At 58.3% G+C, this 22,175-nt stretch carries 24 protein-coding genes; 12 read left to right on the forward strand and 12 right to left on the reverse strand.

The features are described from left to right. Positions 1 to 7: 7 nt before the first annotated feature. The 5 genes from J7413_RS03160 to J7413_RS03180 form a co-directional block, all read right to left on the reverse strand. On the reverse strand, positions 8 to 517 hold the full coding sequence (locus J7413_RS03160) for a CarD family transcriptional regulator (RefSeq protein ID WP_209096310.1): 510 nt from the start codon (positions 515 to 517) through the stop codon (positions 8 to 10). Positions 518 to 816: 299 nt separating this feature from the next. Then, positions 817 to 1,155: a ferredoxin FdxA gene (gene fdxA, locus J7413_RS03165; RefSeq protein ID WP_209096312.1), complete on the reverse strand. Its 339-nt coding sequence runs from the start codon at positions 1,153 to 1,155 to the stop codon at positions 817 to 819. A gap of 53 nt (positions 1,156 to 1,208) precedes the next feature. Continuing rightward, entirely contained in the window at positions 1,209 to 1,586 is a 378-nt protein-coding gene (locus J7413_RS03170; protein ID WP_209096313.1) for an RNA-binding S4 domain-containing protein, read from the reverse strand. Positions 1,587 to 1,589: 3 nt separating this feature from the next. Further along, positions 1,590 to 4,451 carry a helicase-related protein gene (locus tag J7413_RS03175; RefSeq protein ID WP_209096316.1) on the reverse strand — a complete coding sequence of 954 codons (2,862 nt, stop codon included), beginning with the start codon at positions 4,449 to 4,451 and terminating at the stop codon, positions 1,590 to 1,592. Positions 4,452 to 4,490: 39 nt separating this feature from the next. Then, positions 4,491 to 5,093 carry a tetratricopeptide repeat protein gene (locus tag J7413_RS03180; protein WP_247743296.1) on the reverse strand — a complete coding sequence of 201 codons (603 nt, stop codon included), beginning with the start codon at positions 5,091 to 5,093 and terminating at the stop codon, positions 4,491 to 4,493. Positions 5,094 to 5,175: 82 nt separating this feature from the next. Between J7413_RS03180 and J7413_RS03185 the strand changes: the two genes are divergently transcribed. The 3 genes from J7413_RS03185 (at position 5,176) to J7413_RS03195 (ending at position 8,422) form a co-directional block, all read left to right on the forward strand. Next, the gene (locus J7413_RS03185) at positions 5,176 to 5,466 is read left to right on the forward strand and encodes an SCP2 sterol-binding domain-containing protein (RefSeq protein WP_209096318.1); all 291 of its coding nucleotides are present in this window, start codon (positions 5,176 to 5,178) and stop codon (positions 5,464 to 5,466) included. Then, a complete protein-coding gene (locus J7413_RS03190; protein WP_209096320.1) occupies positions 5,466 to 6,416 on the forward strand; it encodes an alpha/beta hydrolase in 951 nt (316 codons plus the stop codon). The genes J7413_RS03185 and J7413_RS03190 overlap by 1 nt, the downstream gene beginning before the upstream one ends. A 188-nt stretch (positions 6,417 to 6,604) precedes the next feature. Continuing rightward, positions 6,605 to 8,422, forward strand: a complete 1,818-nt coding sequence (locus J7413_RS03195; protein WP_209096322.1) for a M3 family oligoendopeptidase — start codon at positions 6,605 to 6,607, stop codon at positions 8,420 to 8,422. Between the two features lie 306 nt (positions 8,423 to 8,728). Here the strand turns inward: J7413_RS03195 and J7413_RS03200 are convergent, their stop codons facing one another. Then, entirely contained in the window at positions 8,729 to 9,049 is a 321-nt protein-coding gene (locus J7413_RS03200) for a hypothetical protein (RefSeq protein WP_209096324.1), read from the reverse strand. Positions 9,050 to 9,073: 24 nt separating this feature from the next. Then, a complete protein-coding gene (locus J7413_RS03205; RefSeq protein WP_209096326.1) occupies positions 9,074 to 9,535 on the reverse strand; it encodes a hypothetical protein in 462 nt (153 codons plus the stop codon). Between the two features lie 195 nt (positions 9,536 to 9,730). Between J7413_RS03205 and J7413_RS03210 the strand changes: the two genes are divergently transcribed. Continuing rightward, positions 9,731 to 10,750: an isopenicillin N synthase family oxygenase gene (locus J7413_RS03210; protein WP_209096328.1), complete on the forward strand. Its 1,020-nt coding sequence runs from the start codon at positions 9,731 to 9,733 to the stop codon at positions 10,748 to 10,750. A 20-nt stretch (positions 10,751 to 10,770) separates the two neighbouring features. On the opposite strand, the gene J7413_RS03215 is transcribed toward J7413_RS03210, so the two are convergent. Further along, positions 10,771 to 11,256, reverse strand: coding sequence for an NAD(P)H-dependent oxidoreductase (locus J7413_RS03215; protein WP_209096330.1), 486 nt, complete (start codon positions 11,254 to 11,256; stop codon positions 10,771 to 10,773). 160 nt (positions 11,257 to 11,416) lie between these two features. Between J7413_RS03215 and J7413_RS03220 the strand changes: the two genes are divergently transcribed. Further along, positions 11,417 to 11,863, forward strand: a complete 447-nt coding sequence (locus J7413_RS03220; protein ID WP_209096332.1) for a hypothetical protein — start codon at positions 11,417 to 11,419, stop codon at positions 11,861 to 11,863. An 84-nt stretch (positions 11,864 to 11,947) separates the two neighbouring features. Next, complete coding sequence (locus tag J7413_RS03225) at positions 11,948 to 13,135, forward strand: membrane dipeptidase (RefSeq protein WP_209096334.1); 1,188 nt, start codon at positions 11,948 to 11,950, stop codon at positions 13,133 to 13,135. 71 nt (positions 13,136 to 13,206) lie between these two features. Here the strand turns inward: J7413_RS03225 and J7413_RS03230 are convergent, their stop codons facing one another. Both J7413_RS03230 and mazG read right to left on the reverse strand, forming a co-directional pair. Then, positions 13,207 to 14,220 carry a Fe(3+) ABC transporter substrate-binding protein gene (locus J7413_RS03230; RefSeq protein ID WP_209096342.1) on the reverse strand — a complete coding sequence of 338 codons (1,014 nt, stop codon included), beginning with the start codon at positions 14,218 to 14,220 and terminating at the stop codon, positions 13,207 to 13,209. 168 nt (positions 14,221 to 14,388) lie between these two features. Beyond that, positions 14,389 to 15,219, reverse strand: a complete 831-nt coding sequence (gene mazG / locus J7413_RS03235; RefSeq protein ID WP_209096344.1) for a nucleoside triphosphate pyrophosphohydrolase — start codon at positions 15,217 to 15,219, stop codon at positions 14,389 to 14,391. A gap of 63 nt (positions 15,220 to 15,282) precedes the next feature. Here mazG and J7413_RS03240 point away from each other — a divergent pair, with 63 nt between their 5' ends. The 3 genes from J7413_RS03240 (at position 15,283) to J7413_RS03250 (ending at position 18,045) form a co-directional block, all read left to right on the forward strand. Next, positions 15,283 to 16,443: a M20 aminoacylase family protein gene (locus tag J7413_RS03240; RefSeq protein WP_209096346.1), complete on the forward strand. Its 1,161-nt coding sequence runs from the start codon at positions 15,283 to 15,285 to the stop codon at positions 16,441 to 16,443. 116 nt (positions 16,444 to 16,559) lie between these two features. Further along, a complete protein-coding gene (gene speB, locus J7413_RS03245) occupies positions 16,560 to 17,525 on the forward strand; it encodes an agmatinase (RefSeq protein WP_209096348.1) in 966 nt (321 codons plus the stop codon). A 115-nt stretch (positions 17,526 to 17,640) separates the two neighbouring features. Beyond that, positions 17,641 to 18,045, forward strand: a complete 405-nt coding sequence (locus tag J7413_RS03250; RefSeq protein WP_247743297.1) for a DUF1499 domain-containing protein — start codon at positions 17,641 to 17,643, stop codon at positions 18,043 to 18,045. Here J7413_RS03250 and J7413_RS20455 read toward each other — a convergent pair. Then, positions 17,968 to 18,261, reverse strand: coding sequence for a hypothetical protein (locus tag J7413_RS20455; protein WP_247743328.1), 294 nt, complete (start codon positions 18,259 to 18,261; stop codon positions 17,968 to 17,970). The genes J7413_RS03250 and J7413_RS20455 overlap by 78 nt on opposite strands. A gap of 84 nt (positions 18,262 to 18,345) precedes the next feature. Between J7413_RS20455 and prfA the strand changes: the two genes are divergently transcribed. The 3 genes from prfA (at position 18,346) to J7413_RS03265 (ending at position 21,076) form a co-directional block, all read left to right on the forward strand. Next, complete coding sequence (gene prfA / locus J7413_RS03255) at positions 18,346 to 19,395, forward strand: peptide chain release factor 1 (RefSeq protein WP_209096352.1); 1,050 nt, start codon at positions 18,346 to 18,348, stop codon at positions 19,393 to 19,395. 2 nt (positions 19,396 to 19,397) lie between these two features. Further along, a complete protein-coding gene (gene prmC, locus J7413_RS03260) occupies positions 19,398 to 20,231 on the forward strand; it encodes a peptide chain release factor N(5)-glutamine methyltransferase (protein WP_209096742.1) in 834 nt (277 codons plus the stop codon). 218 nt (positions 20,232 to 20,449) lie between these two features. Beyond that, positions 20,450 to 21,076, forward strand: coding sequence for a DUF4167 domain-containing protein (locus J7413_RS03265; protein WP_209096354.1), 627 nt, complete (start codon positions 20,450 to 20,452; stop codon positions 21,074 to 21,076). Positions 21,077 to 21,168: 92 nt separating this feature from the next. Here the strand turns inward: J7413_RS03265 and J7413_RS03270 are convergent, their stop codons facing one another. Next, entirely contained in the window at positions 21,169 to 22,137 is a 969-nt protein-coding gene (locus tag J7413_RS03270) for a Gfo/Idh/MocA family oxidoreductase (RefSeq protein WP_209096356.1), read from the reverse strand. Positions 22,138 to 22,175: the final 38 nt, after the last annotated feature.

A 22,175-nucleotide genomic window follows, 5' to 3' on the forward strand; every position in this document is an offset into this window, starting at 1 on the left:
GCTTCAATCACGCAGCGCGCGACACCAGCACATCGTCAACCTGCTTGGCGGCGGCAACCTCATCGCCGCCAGCCACAGCGGCGACTTCACGGGTCAGACGCTCAAGCGCGGCTTCATAAAGCTGACGCTCAGAATAGCTCTGCTCGCGCTGATCGTCGGTGCGGTGCAAATCACGCACCACTTCCGCGATCGCAATCAGATCACCGGAGTTGATTTTCTGTTCATATTCCTGCGCACGGCGAGACCACATGGCACGTTTGACCTTGGCTTTGCCCTTCAGGGTCTTCATCGCCTGATCAATCACGTCAGGAGAGCTCAGACCGCGCATGCCAAAATGGGTGGCTTTGTTGGTCGGCACCCGCAGTGTCATCTTGTCTTTTTCAAACGAGATCACGAAAAGCTCCAGCTGCATCCCCGCAACTTCCTGCTCTTCGATGGAAATGATCTGCCCAACGCCATGTGCTGGATAAACAACATATTCGTTTGGGCTGAACTCGTTCTTCTTCGCTTTGCTCATGCAGTACTTCCTTTGTAGGCCCCAGTCCTGCCAGACAAAAAATTTCGCTCGAGAAAGGCGCTTTCCCGAAACGGAATGTGCTCTGGTAGAAAAAGCCACCCTCGGCGGATACGCGGGGATGGCTCTCAGGCAGTTATGTCCTCTATGAGACGATCATAACACAAAATACGCCCCCTTTAAAGCGCGACAGGCTTAAAAAGGTGCTTTCCGTAATAGTGTCAGAGCCTTAGGCCAAATTTGTTCAAAGTCAGCGTCCCCATTTGGCAGATGGAACGACGAATCGCTCTGACAATGACAGCTTAGCCGCCTTCTCCCGGTGCCTCAGAGAAATATTTCTCCAATTTGTTCGGCTCACCGTCTTTTTCTTCGTGCCCTGGCATCGGATCTTTTTTGGTGATGATCACCGGCCAGATTTCGGAATACTTACGATTGAATTCGACCCACTGCTCCATGTCAGGTTCCGTGTCCGGACGGATCGCATCCGCTGGGCACTCAGGCTCACATACACCGCAGTCGATACATTCATCCGGATGGATGACCAGCGTGTTTTCACCTTCATAAAAACAGTCAACCGGGCATACCTCTACGCAGTCCGTATACTTGCATGCAATGCAGTTGTCGGTCACAACATAGGTCATTTTGGGTTAGCTCACTTATCGTCAGATTAGGAAACTGACTAAATCAGCATTGCTCAATCTTCAAGGCGCGAAGAGATTATAAGGTCGAGATTGCGCCGATCCTTCTTCGTGGGACGCCCTTTTCCGTCTGAACCCGGCGCGCGTGGAACAGGTTTCTCTTCCGGGGTCAAATCTTCGTATAATGTTTGCGCCTCGGTGGCTGGTCCCCGGCGCTCACCAAGGGCTGCGACCTTGATCACACGCACACGGCGTGCCTGTGGGAAGGTCAGCACATCACCAATGGTGACGCCATGGCTGGCCTTCCCAATTTTTTGTCCGTTCACCCGCAAATGCCCGCCTGTCACAAGTTTGGCTGACAGGCTGCGGGTCTTGAAGAACCGCGCCTGCCAGAGCCATTTGTCGACCCGCAGTTTGGGGGACGGCGCGCTCACGCGTCAGTCCTTGCCTTTCAGCCCCATAAGCGCCGCAGCGAAGGGGTTGTCCGGATCAATCGCCTTCTCCTTTTTGGGAGGGCGCGACTGGAACTGTTTCGGGCCATTGTCGCGGCGTGGGCCTTTGCCTTTGGGCTTGCCACCTTTGCCGCGCGGCTTGTCACCGCCCTGCGTGTCATTGCGGCGCTTGTTGCCGCCCTGAGCGTTGCCACCACGACGCTGACCGCCGCGATTGCCACCCTGACGACCGGCCCATGTGAAGGTGTAAAACACTTCCAGTTCAGGCGCTTGCGCCTCGGCTTCTGCGTCAGCATCAGGTGCGGGAGCCGCTTCTGCAGCAGACTCGGCTTCCGGTGCTTCGGCAACGGCCACTTCAGCTGTCGCCTCTGCCACGGCTTCCTCGGCATTGGCGTCTGCCGCTGCGGCCTCTTCAACTGGCGCTTCGCTCGCTTCGGCTTCAGGTGCGGCGGCGGGCGCGGCTTCGGCTTTCACCTTCTCGCGTTCGCCTTTTTCCGCAGCATAGCCTAGACCCTGCATCAGGTCGGCAAACTGCTCGAGCGTCATGCCGGTGATCGACAGCATGTCAGCCTTGGCTTCAAAGCCGCCACGGCTGTCTTCGGCGCGCAGCATATCTGCCAGACGCTCAAGCATATCGATACGGATCGCACGCTCACCTGCGGCACGGTAGCCCGCCATGGCATGGTAGCCGCGTGGCAGGCTGTTGCCCGCCGGAACCGTCACCAGGCCGGGAGGCGGTGCTTCTGGGAATTCCTGCAAACCTTGCGCCAAGGACCACAGCACCAGACGCAAACGGGTTGGTGCGGGCTTCAGCAGCAGCGGCATGAAGATGGTGAACTGACCAAAGCGAATGCCATGTTTGCGCAGCGCGCCACGGGCGTCCTGATCCAGTTCTTTCACCTCGGTGGCCACGTCGCCACGTGGGATGATGCCCAGCGCCTCGACCATGCGGAACGCAAAGCCACGGGCCAGACCCGTCAGCTCTTCGTCACGGCTGAGGTTCAAGAGCGGCTCAAACAACGCAGCAATCTTGCGATCGATGAAGTGCTGCAGGCGGCGCTCAACCTTCTGAGCAACCTCGGCACCGGCTTCATCATCCACAAACACGGTGATGCCAGGTTTGAGCGGATCGTCACCGGCAACCATTTTGCCGACTGCATGCTCGCCCCACATGAGGCCACCCTGCTCGGTGAAGTCGATCTCCGTATCCGGCGCGTTATAGAAGCGATCCGCGCGCAGATGGAACTGCGGCGCCAGAGCTTGCAAGCTCGCCTGTTTCAGCGTCTTGGCTTCTTGCCCGCTGGCTTCTTTGTCCGCGATGAAACGGAACCCTTCAAGACGGCCGACGAATTCACCCTCGACGGTCACCTCACCTTTATCATTCACTTCGGCCAAAAGGGCCTCCTTCTGCTTGAGCCGGCGCAAAAGCACTGATGTGCGCCGATCCACAAATCTCTGCGTCAAACGCTCGTGCAAAGCATCTGACAGGCGATCTTCTACCGCGCGCGTTTCCCCACGCCAATGGTTTTCGTCACTGACCCAGTTATTGCGCTGTGCGACATAAGTCCACGTCCGGATAAAGGCCAGACGTTTCGACAATGTGTCAATGTCGCCATCTGTCCGATCCAGCCGCTTGACCTGCCGCGCCAACCAATCATCTGGCACACGCCCGCTTTCATGCAGAAAACCGAAGATTCGTTCAATCATCTGCGCGTGTTCGGCGTGGCTGATGCCCCGAAAATCAGGGATGCGGCACACATCCCACAACAGACGCACGGATTTGCCATCGCTGGCGCGCGCCTGAATTTCCGCCTCTGCTGCCACTGTTTTCAGCGCTCTGAGGTCATCTGCCTCGCGCGCTTTGAGCAACAGCGGATCATCCGGCGCCTCTTCCAGAGAGCGGATCAAGGCATCCACTTTGCCAAACTCCAGCCGCGCATTGCGCCAGTTGAGTTTCTGCACCGGGGTAAAGCGATGTTCCATGATCGCTTCGGCCACGCCTTCGTCCAAGGGCGGCGCTTCGCCGGTCACCCCAAAAGTGCCGTGGCTCATCCCGCGCCCTGCCCGGCCCGCGATTTGAGCCAGCTCGTTTGGCGCCAAAGGGCGCATGCGGCGGCCGTCAAATTTGGTGGTGGAGGCAAAGGCGACATGATCAATGTCAAGGTTCAGGCCCATGCCTATCGCATCGGTCGCTACCAGATAATCCACATCGCCATTCTGATAGAGCGCGACCTGCGCATTGCGGGTGCGTGGGCTGAGTGCGCCCATCACCACAGCCGCCCCCCCTTTCTGACGGCGGATCAGCTCGGCAATGGCGTAGACGCTATCAACCGAAAATCCGACAATGGCGGAGCGTGGCTGCATCCGGCTGATCTTGCGACTGCCTGAATAGCTGAGCGTCGACATGCGTTCGCGCCGCATGAACTGCGCCTCAGGCACCAGTTCTGCAATGGTGCCACGCATCGTGTCGCTGCCCATAAACAGGGTTTCCTGCGTGCCGCGCATCCGAAGCAGGCGATCGGTGAACACATGGCCCCGTTCGGGATCAGCACACAGCTGGATCTCGTCAATCGCCACAAAATCCGCGCCAAGACCTTCTGGCATGGCCTCGACTGTGGCAACCCAATACTGCGCGCGTGGCGGCACGATACGTTCCTCGCCAGTGACAAGCGCCACCACAGAGGGCCCGCGTGCAGCGACAATGCGGTCATAAACCTCCCGCGCCAAAAGGCGCAGCGGCAAACCAATGACACCTGTGCGATAGCCCAGCATGCGCTCGATGGCATAATGCGTCTTGCCTGTATTGGTGGGACCCAACACTGCGGTGATCCGCCGATCTGCGGCCATATCTCTGCCTAGCTCTTCGTCGTGGTCGTCTGGTCGTGCTTACAGCGTTTTGCCGCGCACCTGCGGGGCGAGTCGCTCCAAAGCCTCTGTTAGGCCCGCCTGATGGGGATGTATAGCCTTGACCTGCAGGTAAGCCTCATAGGCATCCTCAGCCCGCCCCATCTGATCCAGCATCACGGCCAAGCCCATGATCGCGTCAAAATGCTGCGGATTGAGCGCCAGCACATGTTCCAGATCGCTGAGCGCAGGGCCGTACAAATCAAGCGCATAGAATGTGCGCGCGCGTTCGGCCCAGCCTTGCGCAAATTCCGGCGCATGGTCAATCAAGGCGGTGGCATGTTCCAGCGCCGCCTGCATCTCTTCTGCTTCGATAGCTTTGCGGGTCCGGCGCAGCAGGTAATCCGCGCTCGCAGATCCAGACGCATCCCAGCGATGGCGAATTTGTCCCGCCAGACGCTCTGCCTCTGCTGGGTCTGCCGAGGAAAGCGCCGCAAGCAGGCTGTTCAGGTCCTGCGCACCGACAGGCCCCTGCATCGCTGTTTCAGGCGCATCCTGTGCATGGGCGCTGCCAGTGGCAATCGCCGGTTGCAAAATCCCCATTGCGAGGGGAAGTGCCGCAACGATAGGTTTGAGACGACTCATTAAGTTGACCATAACGTAAATCATTGTACCCCTTGCACATGCGATTCCCAAGATGTGCACAACAAAGTGAAGGATCAAGCAGATGAGCGATATCATTTCTGCCGCAGTGACCGCCCTGACCGAGAAACTGGGTGGCGAGAGCTTTGACGGCTCCGCAAAGTTTGCCATCGAAGGCGAAGGCGCCATCATCATTGACGCGGACGGTGTGCGCGCAGGTGACGAAGACGCGGATGTGACCATGTCCGCAGATGTGGAAACCTTCCAAGCGATCCTCGAAGGCGAGCTGAACCCAACCGCGGCCTTCATGTCTGGCAAGCTGGCCATTGACGGTGACATGGGCGCAGCCATGAAGCTCGGCGGCGTTCTGTCCTAATGGGCTTGCAGCGCGCCCCGTTCTATCACGACGTTGCCGAAGGCCCTGAGGCAGACGCCTATTGGATCACGGCAGATGATGGGGTGCGACTGCGCCTTGCCCATTGGCGGCACGACACAGACACCGGACCAAGCAAAGGCACCGTCCTGCTGTTTCCGGGCCGCACCGAATATGTTGAAAAATATGGCCGCGCGGCTGCAGATTTTGGCGCGCGCGGTTATGAAATGGTCGCCATCGACTGGCGCGGACAGGGCCTTGCTGATCGGCTGATCAAAAATCCCGGCGCAGGCTATGTTGGCCATTTTGACGATTTCCAGCGCGATGTCAGAGCAGTGATGGGCGCGCTAGAAACGCTTCCCCTGCCACAGCCTTTTCACCTGATCGGGCACTCCATGGGCGGCTGTATTGGACTGCGCGCGCTTTATGACGGTCTGCCTGTCGCCTCTGTGGTGTTTTCCGGCCCGATGTGGGGGATCCATCTGTCCCCGATCATGCGGCCCGCGGCCTGGACGCTGAGCTATCTGTCCAAAAACATCGGCTTTGACGAAATGCTCGCCCCTGGCACCAGCGCAACAACCTATGTGTTGGATCAAGAGTTTACCGACAATGCGCTGACCAAAGACCCGGATATGTACGCTTACATGCAACGCCAAATGACCGATCACCCGGATCTGTCGCTGGCCGGCCCCAGCCTGCGCTGGGTGCATGAAGCACTCATGGAGTGTCGTCGGCTGGAAGGGCGCCCTTCGCCCGACACACCCTGCCTGACGTTCCTAGGGGCGGACGAGCAGATTGTGGACACATCGGCCATTCATGATCGTATGGCACGCTGGCCCAATGGCACGCTTGATCTGGTGGACGCAGGTGAACATGAGGTGCTGATGGAAGTGCCCGGCACCCGCAATCGCATCTTTGACGACTGCGCCGCCTTCTTTGCCGAACACAGCTAAACGCCAACCAGCCTTTTCTCATTCGCAAAATATCCCGGGGTGAATGGCACAGCTTGCTGTGACAGAGGGGCTGGCCCCTCTCTCTTTGCGGGCGTCGTAAACACGCATCCATCGCGGCTGCCCCTTGAACCTCCCCCGCCGCTCTGCCTATCTGAGCGACAACAGAGTTTTCAACACAGGGTGCTTTCATGCTGAACCTTCCGTTTCCCGTCCGTGATGCCAATGCCTCTTCTGGCACGCAAGAGTTCGGCGATCTGCCCGAATGGGATCTGAGCGATCTTTATGCGGGAGACGACGCGCCAGAGCTGGTCGCGGATCTGGAGTGGCTGGAAGGCGAATGCGCGGCCTTTGCTGCGGATTACGAAGGCAAGCTTGCCGGGCTTTCTGCAGCTGACCTTCTGACCTGTGTGCAGCGCAATGAGAAAATCTCTCAGATCTCCGGGCGCATCATGTCTTATGCGGGTCTGCGCTACTACCAGCTGACCACCGATGCAGAACGCGCGCAGTTTATGGCCAACATGCAGGAGAAGCTGACCAATTTCTCCACCCCGCTGGTGTTCTTTACACTGGAACTCAACCGCATCGAAGATGACACACTGGCCGCAGCCTTTGCAGAAAACGCAGAGCTGGCGCGCTATGAGCCTGTCTTCCGCCGCATTCGCGCAATGAAGCCGCATCAGCTGTCTGATGAGCTGGAAAAGTTCCTGCACGATCTTGGCGTTGTGGGCGACGCTTGGGAGCGCCTGTTTGATGAAACCATCGCCGGGCTGACCTTTGAGGTGAAGGGCGAAGAGTATAACATCGAAGGCACGCTGAACTTCCTGACCGATCCGGATCGCGAAAAGCGGGAAGCCGCCGCGCATGAGCTGGCACGGGTTTTCAACGACAACATCAAAATCTTCTCCCGTGTGCATAACACCGCCGCCAAGGAGAAAGAAGTGCTCGACCGTTGGCGCAACATGCCCAGCGCGCAGACCGGCCGTCACCTCTCCAATGATGTGGAGCCCGAGGTGGTTGAAGCGCTGCGCGACGCGGTTGTGGCCGCATACCCCAAACTGTCCCATCGCTATTATGAGCTGAAGCGCAAATGGCTGGGTCTGGACCGCATGCAGGTCTGGGACCGCAACGCGCCGCTGCCGATGGAAGATCCTTCCACCGTGGATTGGGCCACCGCGCAGAAAACCGTGATGGATGCCTATAACGCGTTTGATCCGCGCATGGGTGAGCTGGCAGAGCCGTTTTTCACCAAAGGCTGGATTGATGCAGGCGTGAAGCCAGGAAAAGCGCCGGGCGCGTTTGCACATCCCACTGTGACCAGCGTGCACCCCTATGTGATGCTGAACTATCTCGGTAAACCGCGCGATGTGATGACGCTGGCACATGAGCTGGGCCATGGCGTGCATCAGGTGCTGGCGGCAGAACAGGGTGAAATGCTCTCCTCCACGCCTTTGACGCTCGCGGAAACTGCCTCTGTGTTTGGCGAAATGCTGACCTTCCGCGCGATGCTTGATAAGGCCGAAACCCAGGAGCAGCGCAAGATCCTGCTGGCGGGCAAGGTTGAGGACATGATCAACACGGTTGTGCGCCAGATTGCGTTTTATGACTTTGAATGCAAACTGCATGCCGCACGCCGTGAGAGCGAGCTGACCCCGGAAGACATCAACGCGATCTGGATGTCGGTACAGGCGGAAAGCCTTGGTGAAGCCTTTGACTTCATGGAAGGTTATGAGACCTTCTGGGCCTATATCCCGCACTTCGTGCATTCGCCCTTCTATGTTTATGCCTATGCCTTTGGCGACGGCCTCGTAAACGCGCTTTATGCAGTTTACGCGGAAGGGGACGCAGGTTTTGAGGACAAGTATTTCGAGATGCTCAAGGCAGGTGGCTCCAAACACCACAAAGAGCTGCTGGCGCCGTTCGGTCTGGACGCCTCTGATCCCAAGTTCTGGGACAAAGGCCTGTCGATGATTTCTGACATGATCGACGAGCTGGAAGCGATGGAGTGAGCAACTTACCGGGGCTTTGCCCCGGCATTCGCTCCAGTGGAGCGCATGTGTTGCGAACGGGCGGAGCCCCAAATTGACCCAGGCGTAGCCCTAAAGCGTGCTGAGAAACCGGAGCCCCTGCTCCGGTTTTTTTCGTTTTAAAGCATCGTCCTGAAAATCTGAAACGCTTGGCTTCCACCAAAGCGCAGCAGGCGAAGCCGACCAGCCCCCGACCCTCCCCCAAGGGAGGGGGCTTCACCCCCACCCAGGGTCGGGAGCCGGTCTATGCGACCTGATACAGTCGCTGCAGATTTGTTGGACGATGATCTAGACCGCCGCCAGGATCGTGCTGACGATCAGGTCTTTCATGCTGTTCATCAGATGTTTGATGCGCGCCCGCGCGATGCCCTTCGCCGATATGGCCAGAAGCTCGGCATTGTCGGTTTTCATCTTCATCAGGAACTTCAGCTCAAACTGCGAGAGTTTCCCCTCCGCAAAAAGCTTCGCATACCGACGGATGTCTTCCTCAGACTCTTTGACAAAAGCTTTGAGATCGCGCTCCGCCTCGTTGGAAAATGTCTTGGCGGCGTTTTTGATAAGATCGGTCAAACCCTCTTCGATGGCGCTTAATACGGCGTCTGTGTCCATAGTTTCTCTCCTAAACAGCCCCTGTTATCCCGCCACATCCGCGCAGGAGGTGGCCTGGCCTTTGTTGGCTTCCAGACAGATCAGCCGATCAAAACTGAAGGTGATGTTTTTCTTGAACTCCTCAATAAAGACGCTGTTTGCACTGACCCCGCCGGGAAATTCAGTGCGCCATGCGCTCAGAAAACCGCCCACCAGATTGCCATCGGGATCACGCAATTTGTCCCAAATTTCAGCGGCTTCTTCGTTGTTTTCAATGCCCGCGGCGAACTCATAAGCCACGTCCATATCCAGCAACAAAGCCTCTGCTGCGGCGCGGTTGGCGCTGTAGCTGCCGTTGGCCTTACTGACCAGCTTGAGCGTTTTGGCCTTCGCCTCAGTTGCGTAGGTATAGGCCTGTAAGGAATAGGCCGCATAATTGGCACAGGCGCTGAGCATCAGCGCGACAACCAACATCAATGCCTTTTTCGGGAATGCTGTGAAAACCATACTCAATATCCCTCAAACAAATAAAGGCCACCTTACACCAAAGGCGATGTTTCACCAAATCGCGCCGCCAGGCCCGCGCAACGCCCAAGCGCAGCAACACCAGCGCGCGGGCCGTTGTCCTATTGCGCTCGCAAAGACAGACAGTAAGGTGCCCACAACCTGAAAGGGCACAGCAGAGGGCACGGTATAATCACGATGGCAGAGCAACTTGATATCAAATCCCGCAACGCCTCCCGACTGCTGGCAGGGCCAGACAGCGCTGCGCCTTTTACCGAGATCCCGGTGATCAGCATCGCGGCACTGTTTGGAGATAATGTGGCGTCCAAACAGGAGGTTGCGGAGGCCATCCGCGCTGCCTGTATGCAGGTTGGCTTCTTTCAAGTGACCGATCATCAGGTGGACATGTCCGCGCAGGCAGAGGCTTTTGCAGCCGCGAAACGTTTTTTTGCCCAGCCCGAGGCAGAAAAACGCAAAGTGTCTTTGCAGAACTCGCCCCTGCTTCGTGGCTATGGCGGCTTGCTGGAAGAAAACACGGACCCGGACAACGACGGGGACCTGCATGAACATTTTGATCTGGCACTGGATCTTGGCCCGGACGATCCGGACACGCTGGCAGGCACCTATGGTTGCGGCCCAAATCAATGGCCCGATCTGGAGAATTTTCGCGACCCTGTGATGGCCTATCATCGCGAGATGGTCACACTGAGCGCAGTGTTGTTTCGCGGTTTTGCCCTGTCTCTGGAGCTGCCGGAAACCTTTTTCGACCCGCATATCACCAAACCCATCGCTGAGCTGCGGCTGGCGCATTATCCGCCGCAAACGCCCCAGCATGACCCGGATAAAATCATGGGGATTGGCGCGCATTCGGATTATGATGCTTTCACGGTGGTTGCCACCGGCGAAGTTCCGGCACTAGAGGTTCAAAACGCAGCTGATGACTGGATCGCCGTGCCGCCCATGCCGGAGGCCTTTGTGGTCAATGTGGGTGATCTTCTGCAACGCTGGACCAACGATCTTTATCGCTCCACTTTCCACCGGGTGGTCAACCGGACCGGGCTGGAACGGTACTCGCTGCCGTTCTTTGCGAGCACCAACCCACTTTGGGAATTGGGTGTGCTGGAAAACTGCCAGTCACCAGAACGCCCAGCGCGCTATGAACCGATCAGCGCCGCAGACTATATTGGCACCTTGATGCGGGAATCCTACGGAATGTAGCCGGGACGGCCGCGCCCATCTCAGAACATCCCCATCGCCAACCCTGCCGCCAAGGCCGCGCCCAGCTCAGCACACGGCTCCAGCTGCTCTGCCGTGAGCACCTTCGGCGCGAGTATCGCCTCTGGCGTTTGCGCATGGGTGCAGATGATCAGCGGGGGCTGCACTTCTTTTAGGCGCCAGCCTGTGGCGATGCGCGCAAGTTGCCGCGCTGCCCCTTCCCCATCAGATCCCGCACAAATCATCTGCGCATAAGGGCGCCCTTCCAGTTGTCCCAACACGGGGTAATAGCAGCGGTCAAAAAACTCCTTCATCGCGCCAGACAATGTTGCGAGGTTTTCGGGGGCGCAGAACAGGTAGCCTGCGGCCTGTCGCAAACCATCAACATCCGCGACCTCCGCAGACACCAAACGCGCCACACCTTCGGCCTGAGCCGCGGCAAATGCCGCCTCTGCCATCTGGCGACTGCCCCCCGTTCGGGAATGATAAATGATCAGCAATTCGGCCATACCGCTTCTTTCCCCTGACACACAGTCTGGCACCGCTGCTTTGAGCGGCCGCCAGCACACCAATGCTGCGTTGAAGCGCAACACAAGCTGTACTACCCTTGGCTGTAGCCACACACGGCTTCAAGTGCCTTCGCATAGTATCACGGGAGTATGCCAAACTATGAAAGTCCTTTTCTGCACCTGCGCTCTGATTTGTGCCACCGCGACAGGCAGCATGGCCCAATCCTTGATCGGTACATGGACCTGCGCACGAGAGTCCGTTGACAATTCGGCCATTTCCAATGTCACATTCGATACCGATGGACGTTTGAACGCCTTGGTCAACCTAACGTTTTTGGGGCTGGACCAAGAGGTGTTTGCTCAGGCACGTTATCAATCCGACTATCGCTTTGAAAACGGCCAGCTGGCAGACACGCCAGTCCGCGCAACCCTGAACGCCTTTACCGTGGACGGTGCAGACGCGCGCCAATCAGAGCACGCCACGCGCTTGCGCAACAGCCTGCTGCAGGGCGCGGACGGTGCAGCACCGGTGACCTTCCCCTCAGAAACACGTATGGTGATCAGCCCCGATGGCGGCGCGATCAACTGTGTTCGGATGGACGGATAAACCCGACTTCTCCCTACGTCACCCTTTGTGAATGCGGGCGCCGCTTCTAGGCTGCACAGGAACGTAAGACGCGAGGGAGGTCATATGCGCACTTTCGGAAAATGGCTGGGCCGGCTTTTGCTGCTGTTGGTCTCTGCGGTCGCTGCATTTTTGATTTTTGCCCCAGGTCATGTAGAGAAGTCGCGCAACGCCATCACCAGCGACGGCGGCTTTCCGGTCAGCGAGGCGGCGCGCAACCTGCATGATGGACTGATCATTGGCGATTGGCATGCGGACACATTGCTGTGGAAGCGCGATGTGCTGGACCGGGCAGAGCGTGGCCACGTGGACCTGCCCCGCCTGATCGAAGGTAATGTGGCACTTCAGGTGTTCACCGCCGTCACCAAATCGCCAGCAGGGCAGAATTATGAAGCCAATTCCGCTGATGCGCGTGACAACATCACCTTGCTGGCTGTTGGGCAACTGTGGCCAGCGCGCACATGGGATTCGATCTTTGAGCGCGCGGTATATCAGGCCGAGCGGCTGCATAAGGCCGAAGCAGAGTCCGGTGGGCAGTTGCGCATCCTGCGCAGCAGTGCCGACATTGACGCCCTTCTGGTAGACCGCGCGGCGGGTCAAACCGTGGTTGGCGGAATGCTCGGCATCGAAGGGGCGCACCCGCTTGAGGGCGACCTCGCCAATCTGCAAAGACTGCAGGATGAAGGCTACCGCGTGATCGGCCTGCAGCACTTTTTTGACAACGCGCTTGGCGGCTCTTTGCATGGGCTTGGCAACAAAGGGCTGACCGATTTTGGCCGCGAGGTGGTCAGCGCCATCACGGAACGCAATCTGGTTTTGGACTTGGCGCACTCAAGTCCCAAAGTGGCGGAAGAGGTCATCGCGTTGACCGACATTCCTCTGATCGTCAGCCACACTGGCATTTATGGCAATTGTCCGGTGAAACGAAACTATCCAGATGCGTTGATGCAGGCGATTGTGGCCAACGGTGCAAGCGACGGCGGTGGTGTGGTTGGCATTGGCTATTGGGCCGATGTGACCTGCGATGACACCCCTGCCGGGGTGGCCAAAACCGTAAAAGCCGCCGTTGATCTTCTGGGGGAAGACCATGTGTCGCTGGGGTCAGACTATGACGGCTCCGTCGCAACCGCTTTTGACACATCAGAGCTGGCCGCGCTGACCCATGCGCTGATAGAGGCCGGGCTCACAGAGCGGCAAATCCGCAAAGTTATGGGGGAAAACATGCTGCGCGTCCTGAAGGCGCGACTGGGATAACACAGGCTGTCCCAAAACAAGAAAAAGCGGCCCCAAAAGGCCGCTTTCCTTATGCCTGTATCGCTTGACCCTTAGCCGTCAAAGTCAACTTCTTCGACAAGCTTCAACGCTTCACCACGGTGGCCTGCAAGGGTCATCAGGTTCACGTCATCTGGCGTGAATTCGCCCCAGCTCTGAACCAGCGGGTCGGCTTCCATGCCCGGTGCAATTGGGTACTCAAAGTTGGCGGAGGCATAGACTTCCTGCGCTTTGGAACCGGTCAGGAACTCCATCATCTTGATGGCATTTTCTTTGTTGGGCGCCGCTTTGGTGAGCGCGATGCCAGAAATATTCACGTGTGTGCCGCCATCCTCAAAGGTCGGGAACACGATGTTCACACTGTCGGCCCAGGCTTGCTGCTCTTTGTCTTTGAGCATCTTGCCCATGTAGTAGGTGTTGCCCACAGCAATGTCACATTCCCCGGCCCAGATCGCTTTCACCTGAGCGCGGTCGTTGCCCTGTGGCTTGCGTGCGAGGTTGTTTTTCACGCCTTCCAGCCAGGTTTTGGCCTCCGCCTCGCCGTGATGTTCGATCACAGCGGAGGTCAGCGCGACGTTATAGGCATGGGTTCCAGAACGGGTACAGATGCGGCCTTCCCATTTCGGATCAGCCAGATCTTCGTAGGTGGTGACTTCGCCCTCTGCCACGCGATCTTTGGAGGCATAAACAATGCGCGCACGGGTAGTCAGGCCAAACCAGTGGCCTGCTGGATCGCGGTAAGCCTCTGGAATGTTGGCACTGATGACATCGCTGACCACTGGCTGGGTCACACCCGCCTCGACCACGGCGTTCAGGCGGGAAATATCCACGGTCAAAACCAGATCAGCAGGAGAGCGATCGCCTTCGGCCTGCAGGCGCTCGACCATGCCTTTGTTCAGATAGGCAACATTGACCTTGATCCCGGTTTCTTCGGTGAAGGCATCGGTCAGCGGTTTGATAAGCTCCGGCTGACGATAGGAATATACATTCACTTCTTCGGCAAGGACCGGGGCTGCGACAGCAGCGGCAGCGAGAGCAAAAATAGAGGTGGAAAGCGCTTTGGTCATGTCATCCCTCACGGTGTCATGGTTTCGATGCACTGCGTTAAATTTAACTTTTGAGGGCGGGTCAATACCTGAACAATTTATTCAGGTTTGAATTTTAGGTGAACGGCTCCGTACCACATGCACAAACACCGATTCCCCGCCCATAGAAAAGCTTGTGTCGCCTCCCTGTTATCCCTTCGTTTTTGCCGCTTTTTCTTCTGCTTTCACCACATCCCACAGCGCATCCATCTCAGCCAGATCACTGTCTTCGGGCCGTTTATTCCGCTCGGCAAGTTTGGCCTCAACAGCATCAAAACGCCGCACAAATTTGGCATTCGCCGCGCGCAGCGCCGCTTCTGGTTCTATGTTCAGATGGCGCGCCAGATTGGCCATCACAAACAGCAGATCGCCAAATTCTTCTTCGATCTCTTCCTGTGGCAGAGAGGCCCGCGCCTCTGCCAGTTCGCCGGCCTCCTCGACGATCTTGTCCACCACATGCGTGATATCTGGCCAATCAAACCCGACCCGCGCCGCCCGTTTCTGCAGCTTCACCGCCCGCAAAAGCGCGGGCAAGCCCAGCGCTACGCCATCGAGTGTGCCTTGCTGTGCCTTGCTGGCCCGTTCGGCGGCTTTCACCGTCTCCCAATCGCGGGTCTGCTGCTCGGCGGATTTCTCGCGGTTTTCATCCCCAAACACATGCGGATGGCGCGCGACCATCTTGTCAGACATGGTGTCGGCCACCTGATCGAAGGTGAACAGCCCTTTCTCACTCGCCATTTGCGCATGAAACACCGACTGAAACAGCAGATCGCCCAACTCGCCTTTCAGCTCATCCCAGGCCTCGCGCTCAATCGCATCGGCCACCTCATAGGCCTCTTCAATCGTGTAAGGCGCGATGGTCGCAAAATCCTGCTCAATGTCCCAGGGACAGCCGTTTTCAGGGTCCCGCAGACGCCGCATAATCTCAAGGAGGCGCGGCATCCCGCCATTGGGGTCCAGAATAAGGGGGTCTTCGGCCATTGCGCTATGCTCCAGTCTTTGGTTTGGAGGCATCTGAGCCAATTGCGTCAGGGGAGTCCAGACATGCCAATCGTAAATCGTATCGCTGATTACGCGGAAGAGATGAAAACATGGCGGCGGCACCTGCACGCCCACCCGGAGTTGGAATTTGACTGTGTGGAAACCGCGGCCTTTGTGGTGGAGCGCCTGAAAGAATTTGGTGTCGATGAAATCCACGAAGGCATTGCCAAAACCGGGGTGGTCGCGATCATCAACGGACAGGGCGATGGCGAAACCATTGGCCTGCGCGCCGATATGGACGCGCTGCCGATGGATGAAATCACCGGCGCGGACTATGCCAGCACGATCGCAGGCAAAATGCATGCCTGTGGCCATGACGGACACACAACCATGCTGCTGGGTGCGGCGAAATATCTGGCCGAAACCCGCAATTTCTCTGGCCGTGTGGCGCTGATTTTCCAACCCGCCGAAGAAGAAGGCGGCGGTGGCAATATCATGGTGCAGGAAGGTATGATGGAGCGCTTTGATGTCAAAGAGGTCTATGCGCTGCACAATGTGCCGGGCCAGCCTCTGGGCAGTTTCCATACCACGCCTGGGCCGATTATGGCGGCGGTGGATACATTCACCATCCACATTCAGGGCAAAGGCGGCCATGGGGCCTATCCGCAGGACACGGTTGACCCAGTGGTGGCGGCTGTCGCCATGGTCAATGCGATTCAGACCATCGTGAGCCGCAATCATGACACCCGCCAGCAGGCGGTGGTCTCTGTCACCCAGATCCACGCGGGCAGCGCCAACAATGTGATCCCGGATGGCGGGTTCATCAACGGCACCATCCGCACCTTTGACAAAGACGTGCAAGCCATGATCCACCGCCGCCTTGAAGAGATTTCCAAAGGCACAGCCGCCGCTTACGGGCTGGAGGCCACGCTGGAGCTGGATGTGGACTACCCTGCAACGGTGAACCACCCCAAACAGACCCATTTTGCCGCCGATGTGGCCCGCGAGATCGCTGGGGAGGCCAATGTGGACGCCAATCAGTGGATGGAAATGGGCGCGGAAGATTTCTCCTACATGCTGGAAGCGCGCCCCGGGGCCTACCTCTTCCTTGGTGCGGGCGACGGCGCCGGGCTGCACCACCCCGCTTTTGATTTCAACGATGAGATCAGCCCGATTGGCGCATCGTTTTTTGCCAAGCTCATTGAGACCGCCCTGCCCCGCTGAACACGTAAGCAGGTAGGTACAGGATTTTCCAAACAAGCCCTCCTCTGCGCAGGAGGGCTTGACCTTTTTGGCGCCCCGGACAAAATTTGATCAAATTTTGACAGCGAGGACTCTCCATGGCGCTCGAAGATGCCAAAACACAGGTTGATAACGCCTTCACGCGCAAAGCACCGCACGGTTTGAGCTTTGAAAACACTTTTGGCGGGGCCACCTCGTTTCTACGCCGACGGTATTCCAAAGAGCTAAGCGGAGTGGATATTGCCGTCACCGGCGTGCCTTTTGACATGGCTGTCACGAACCGCCCGGGCACCCGCCTTGGCCCGCGCGCGATCCGTGAGGCAAGCGCCATTCAGGCTTTTGATCCGCCTTATGGCTGGGGCTATGACCCGATGACCGAGCTGAGCATTGTGGACTACGGCGATCTGGCCTTTGACTATGCGCGGGTGATGGAGTTCCCCGATGCGCTGACCGCCCACATTCGCGGCATTCTGGAAACAGACACAGCCAGCATCGCTCTGGGCGGGGATCACTACATCACCTACCCCATCCTGAAAGCCTATGCCGAGAAATTCGGCCCCATGAGCCTTTTGCAATTTGACGCGCATACAGACACTTGGGCCGATGACGAACCCAACCGCATCGACCATGGCACCATGCTTTATAAGGCTGTGAAAGATGGATTGGTGGATCCATCGCGCTCGGTTCAGGTTGGTATCCGCACAGAAAACCCCGACACGCTTGGCTTTAACATCATTGATGCGCGCGAAGTGCATGTGAATGGCCCTGTGGCCGTTGCTGAAAAGATCAAAAGCATTCTGGGGGACCACCCCACCTATCTCACCTTTGACATTGACGGGCTAGACCCGGCATTCGCCCCCGGCACCGGCACACCGGTCTGGGGCGGGCTGTCCAGTGGACAGGCCAGCATCATCCTGCGCGACATTGCTGGCATCAATATGGTGGGCGGTGATGTGGTGGAGGTCTCTCCCCCGTTTGACACCACCGGCGCCACCGCCGTGGCAGGCGCGCATGTGGCGCTGGAGTTGATCTGTCTCTGGGGATGGACGCGGCGGAAGGCTTGACGCCAGCGTGGCCTCGTTCAATCGTGATCCATGATGTCGGTGCGCGCGTAGTCTGATAAATGCAGGCGAAGCCACTGCCGACAATAGGAAAATGCCTTTGATGGGGACGCGCGGTATGATGTTTTTCTTGGTGATCCTAGCGGTGCTCGCCCTTCTGGCCGTCTATGTGCGCGTGGCCCCAAGTGATCCAGCCAAATGGCATATTGCGGCTCCTTTTGATCAAAACAGTGATGGGGAGAACAGCGCGCGCCGCATTGTGCAAACCGGGCCGGATGGTCTCAACCGACTGCATGAGATCGCGCGGCGTACGCCACGTACCACTGTACTGGCCGGATCGCTGGAAGATCAGATGATCACCTATGTCACCCGCTCCCAACTTCTGTCCTATCCAGACTACACCACCGTTCAACAGAGCGGCGACACGTTGAAAATCAATGCCCGTTCACGATTTGGCAAAAAAGACTTCGGCGTCAACGCCAAGCGAGTCGAGGCTTGGATCCGGGCTCTGGAGGGGCGCTAGGCGTGAGCTGAGGCAACCGGGCGACACCTCTCGCCACATTGGTACATTCAGCGACATCTGACATTGCGCCATGAACATGCGCCCATCCACCTGCAAACAAATGGTTTCGCCGATTTCAATGCGCTGGCCCTGCTTGTCCGTACAGTAGCAATCCACCGGCACGCCGTTGATCATCCCATCCGCCATCACAGGCAGCGGGGTCAAACAAACCATCATCAAAGCAAACACAGGTTTCATAGTGGCCAGCCTACACCAAAAGGCGGCTCTTGACCAAACCCCGAGATTGTCCCACTTAGCGTCATGGTTCCGATAGAGCGATTACATCAGATCACCCAGCGTTTTGAGTTTCTTGAAGCGCAGATGGCCGAGGGCGGCGGCGATATTGCCGCACTGGCCAAGGAATATGCCGAGCTGAAGCCGGTGGTCGAACAGATCACCGCCTATCAGCGCCTGCTGGCCGACATCGAAGAAGCTGAGGAGATGCTCAGCGACCCGGATATGAAAGCGCTGGCCGAAGAAGAGCTGCCAGAGTTGCGCGCCGCTGTGCCAGAGGCAGAGCACGCGCTGCAGCTCGCGCTTTTGCCCAAGGATGCGGCAGATGCGCGCCCCGCGATTCTTGAAATCCGTCCCGGCACCGGTGGGGATGAGGCCGCGCTTTTTGCGGGCGATTTACTGCGCATGTATCAGCGCTACGCCGAAACGCGTGGCTGGAAACTCGAAATCCTAGAGGAAAACGCCACCGAACTGGGCGGCATCAAAGAGGTTGTGGCGCATATCAAAGGCGAAAACGTCTTTGCGCGGATGAAGTTTGAGTCCGGCGTACACCGGGTGCAGCGTGTGCCGACCACCGAAAGCGGCGGGCGCATCCACACCTCTGCGGCGACCGTGGCCGTGCTGCCAGAGGCCGAAGACGTGGACATCCAGATCGATGCAAATGACATCCGCATCGACACCATGCGCGCGTCGGGGTCTGGCGGTCAGCACGTGAACACCACCGACTCCGCGGTGCGCATCACCCACCTGCCCACCGGCATTATCGTGACCAGCTCGGAGAAATCCCAGCACCGCAACCGAGAGATCGCCATGCAGGTGCTCAAAACCCGCCTGTTTGATCTGGAACGCCAACGCATCGCAGATGAACGCGCCGCCGATCGAGCGGGGCAAGTGGGCTCTGGCGATCGCTCAGAGCGCATTCGCACCTACAACTTCCCGCAAGGCCGGATGACCGATCACCGCATCAACCTCACGCTTTACAAGCTGGAGCAGGTGATGGCCGGCGATCTGGATGAGACCATCGACGCGCTGCGGGCAGATGCGCAGGCCACAGCCCTGGCGGAGATGGAAGGGTGAGCCTGACCATCGCGGACCTACTCAAACAGGCGCAAACTTCGTTGACGGCAGGTGACATAGACAGCGCAGCCCGTGATGCGCGCTTTCTGGTTGCCAAAGCTGTCGGCCTTCCCGCAGACCGCCTCACGCTGGAGGCCCGCAGCGAAGCGACAGCGGCGCAGCAGACCGCCCTTCTTGGCCTTGTGGCCCGCCGCCTGTCGCGAGAGCCTCTTTCCCATATTCTGGGCCAGCGCGCCTTTTTCAATCACAGCTTTGCGGTCACATCCGCCACGCTGGATCCGCGCCCAGAAACCGAAGCGCTGGTGCTGGAGGCGCTCAAACGGCCCTTCAAATCACTGCTCGATTTGGGCACGGGCACCGGGGCGATCGCCATTTCGCTCCTCGCTGAGCGGCCAGAGGCGCGCGGCACGGCGACAGACATTTCAGCCGACGCGCTGGCGATTGCCCGCCAAAATGCTGAGGTCATCGGCGTGGCTGACCGGCTCACGCTGACAGAAAGCAACTGGTTTGCCGCGATCGACAGCACCTTTGACCTCATCGTGTCCAACCCCCCTTATATCGCTTTGGTTGAAATGGACGCGCTTGCGCCAGAGCTGTCCTATGAGCCGCGCATCGCACTAACAGACGAAGCAGACGGCCTCACTGCCTACCGCGCGATCACCGCAGGCGCGCCTGAACATCTTGCGCCAGACGGGTGGCTGATGGTCGAAATCGGCTGGCAGCAAGGACCAGAGGTCGCGGCGCTGTTTGAAGCGGCTGATCTACAGAAAGTTGCTGTACTGCCGGATTTGGACGGCCGAGATCGTGTCGTCATTGGTCAGAAATGCCCCCAATAAACAGATATTTTTGCAATTGAAGGCATTCTCTAAAGAAAACCTCTTGTGCGATTGCAAAATGCGCCATATCAAGAACAGGTCCTTTTGCTGGATGCCCTATTTTCAGGGCCGTCCCGAATGGACACCAAGCCAAAAATTGTCGCCCCCGGAAGACAGAGCGCACGAGGCGTGAAACGGGATGAGCGACTGCCATGGACCAAGGCTGGATTGCTGATAAAATGAGATCTTCGAAGTCACGTTCGCGGAATAAATCGAACCGCAACCGTCCCTCGGGCAATATCGTCAACCGTGTGTTTGACAGTTCCGGCCCAGAAGGCAAAGTGCGCGGCACCCCTCAACAGGTGATCGACAAGTACAACCAGCTTGCGCGCGACAGCCAGCTTGCCAATGACCGCGTTGCAACGGAAAACTTCCAGCAGCACGCCGAGCATTACCAGCGCATGCTGAACGAAGCGCAGCGCGAGCAAGAGGCGCGCCGCGAAGAGCAGGAACGCCAGAACCGCGAGCGGCAGGCCGAGCGGGATCGCGAACGCCGCGAGCGCATGGAACGTCAGGAGCGCGAAGCCAACGGGGCGGAAGGCAAAGCGCAGCCGCAATCGGAGGATGCGCTTGCAACGGTTGACCCATCTGAGGCCGAACAGCCCGATCTGATCGTGGATGTGGCTGAAGAAAGCACGCTGGTGGAAACACCTGAGGCACAGCCCGAAGCGCCTAAGCCTGCACCAAAGAAAGCCCCGCGCAAACGCGCCCCCCGCAAAAAAGCACCGGCTGCGGAAGAGGCGCCAGCAGAGGTCGCTGAAAAAGCCCCTGCCCCCGCAGAGGAAAGCAACGACGCAGCCGAATAAACAGGCTGCCGCGACAGAATGTAAAAGCCCTCAGTGGAAGCGCTCCACCGAGGGCTTTTTCTTTTCTCTGGTCAACTCTTACAGTCCAAACATCACGCTGTGGCGAGCACCTGGTCAACCATGGCCTGCGTGCCGCGCGCTTGCTCGAGTGGCCACCCGTAGGGATCCCCTGTGCGCATCGCATGCCCAAAGGCTTCCACCTGCAGAACATATTGATTCACTGCCGGAAACCGCTCTACCCGGCGGCTGTGATCTGGCAGCGACAGCACAAGTTCCGCCTGATCAAACACGCCTGCATTGAACGGGCACGTCAGGGTGATCACCCCGGCGTCACCATGAAAATGCACCTCCTGACGCGGACCAATGCGAGTCGCAGTGTAGCCCTGATAGGTGAATCCGGGAAACGTGAAGCTCATGTCGGCGAACACATCCACACCGTTGTGCATTTCCAGCCGCGTGTGATCGAGCGAGACCGGCTCCTGCCCTGTGGCGTAGCGTGCGCCCCCCAGCACATAACAACCAATGTCACGCAGCCCGCCGCCGCCGATATCTGCTTGATTGCGAATGTTGCCGGGATCATCGTTGAAATAGGAAAACACCGCATTCACATGGCGCAGCGTCCCGATTGCCCCTTCTTCCAGCAAGGCTTTGGCACGCTGCCACTGTGGGTGGTGCACAATCATAAAGGCTTCTGCCGCCAGAACGCCGGCCTTATCGCGCGCCGCAATCAATGTATCGATCTCAGCCACATCCATGCCGACGGGCTTTTCACACAGCACCGCCTTGCCCGCCGCAATCGCCTTTATCGACCACGGAACATGCAGATGATTGGGCAGCGGGATGTAGACCGCATCAATCTCTGGATCGTTAAGCAGCGCCTCATAGCTTACGTGATGGCGCAGCCCCGGTGCAAACTCCGAAAACGCGGCGACCTTTTCCGCACTGCTGCTCGCCACAGCCACAAGCTCTGCGCCTTTGGCCGCATGAATCGCAGGACCCATATGTTTCAGCGCAAAATTCGCAGCGCCCAAAATGCCCCAACGGATGGTTTTCTCAGTCATGTTAGCGCTCCCTCCCTAGATGGGGCGAGCCTAGTGCT

This window comes from Shimia sp. R10_1 (genome assembly GCF_017744095.1).
GTDB lineage: Bacteria > Pseudomonadota > Alphaproteobacteria > Rhodobacterales > Rhodobacteraceae > Shimia.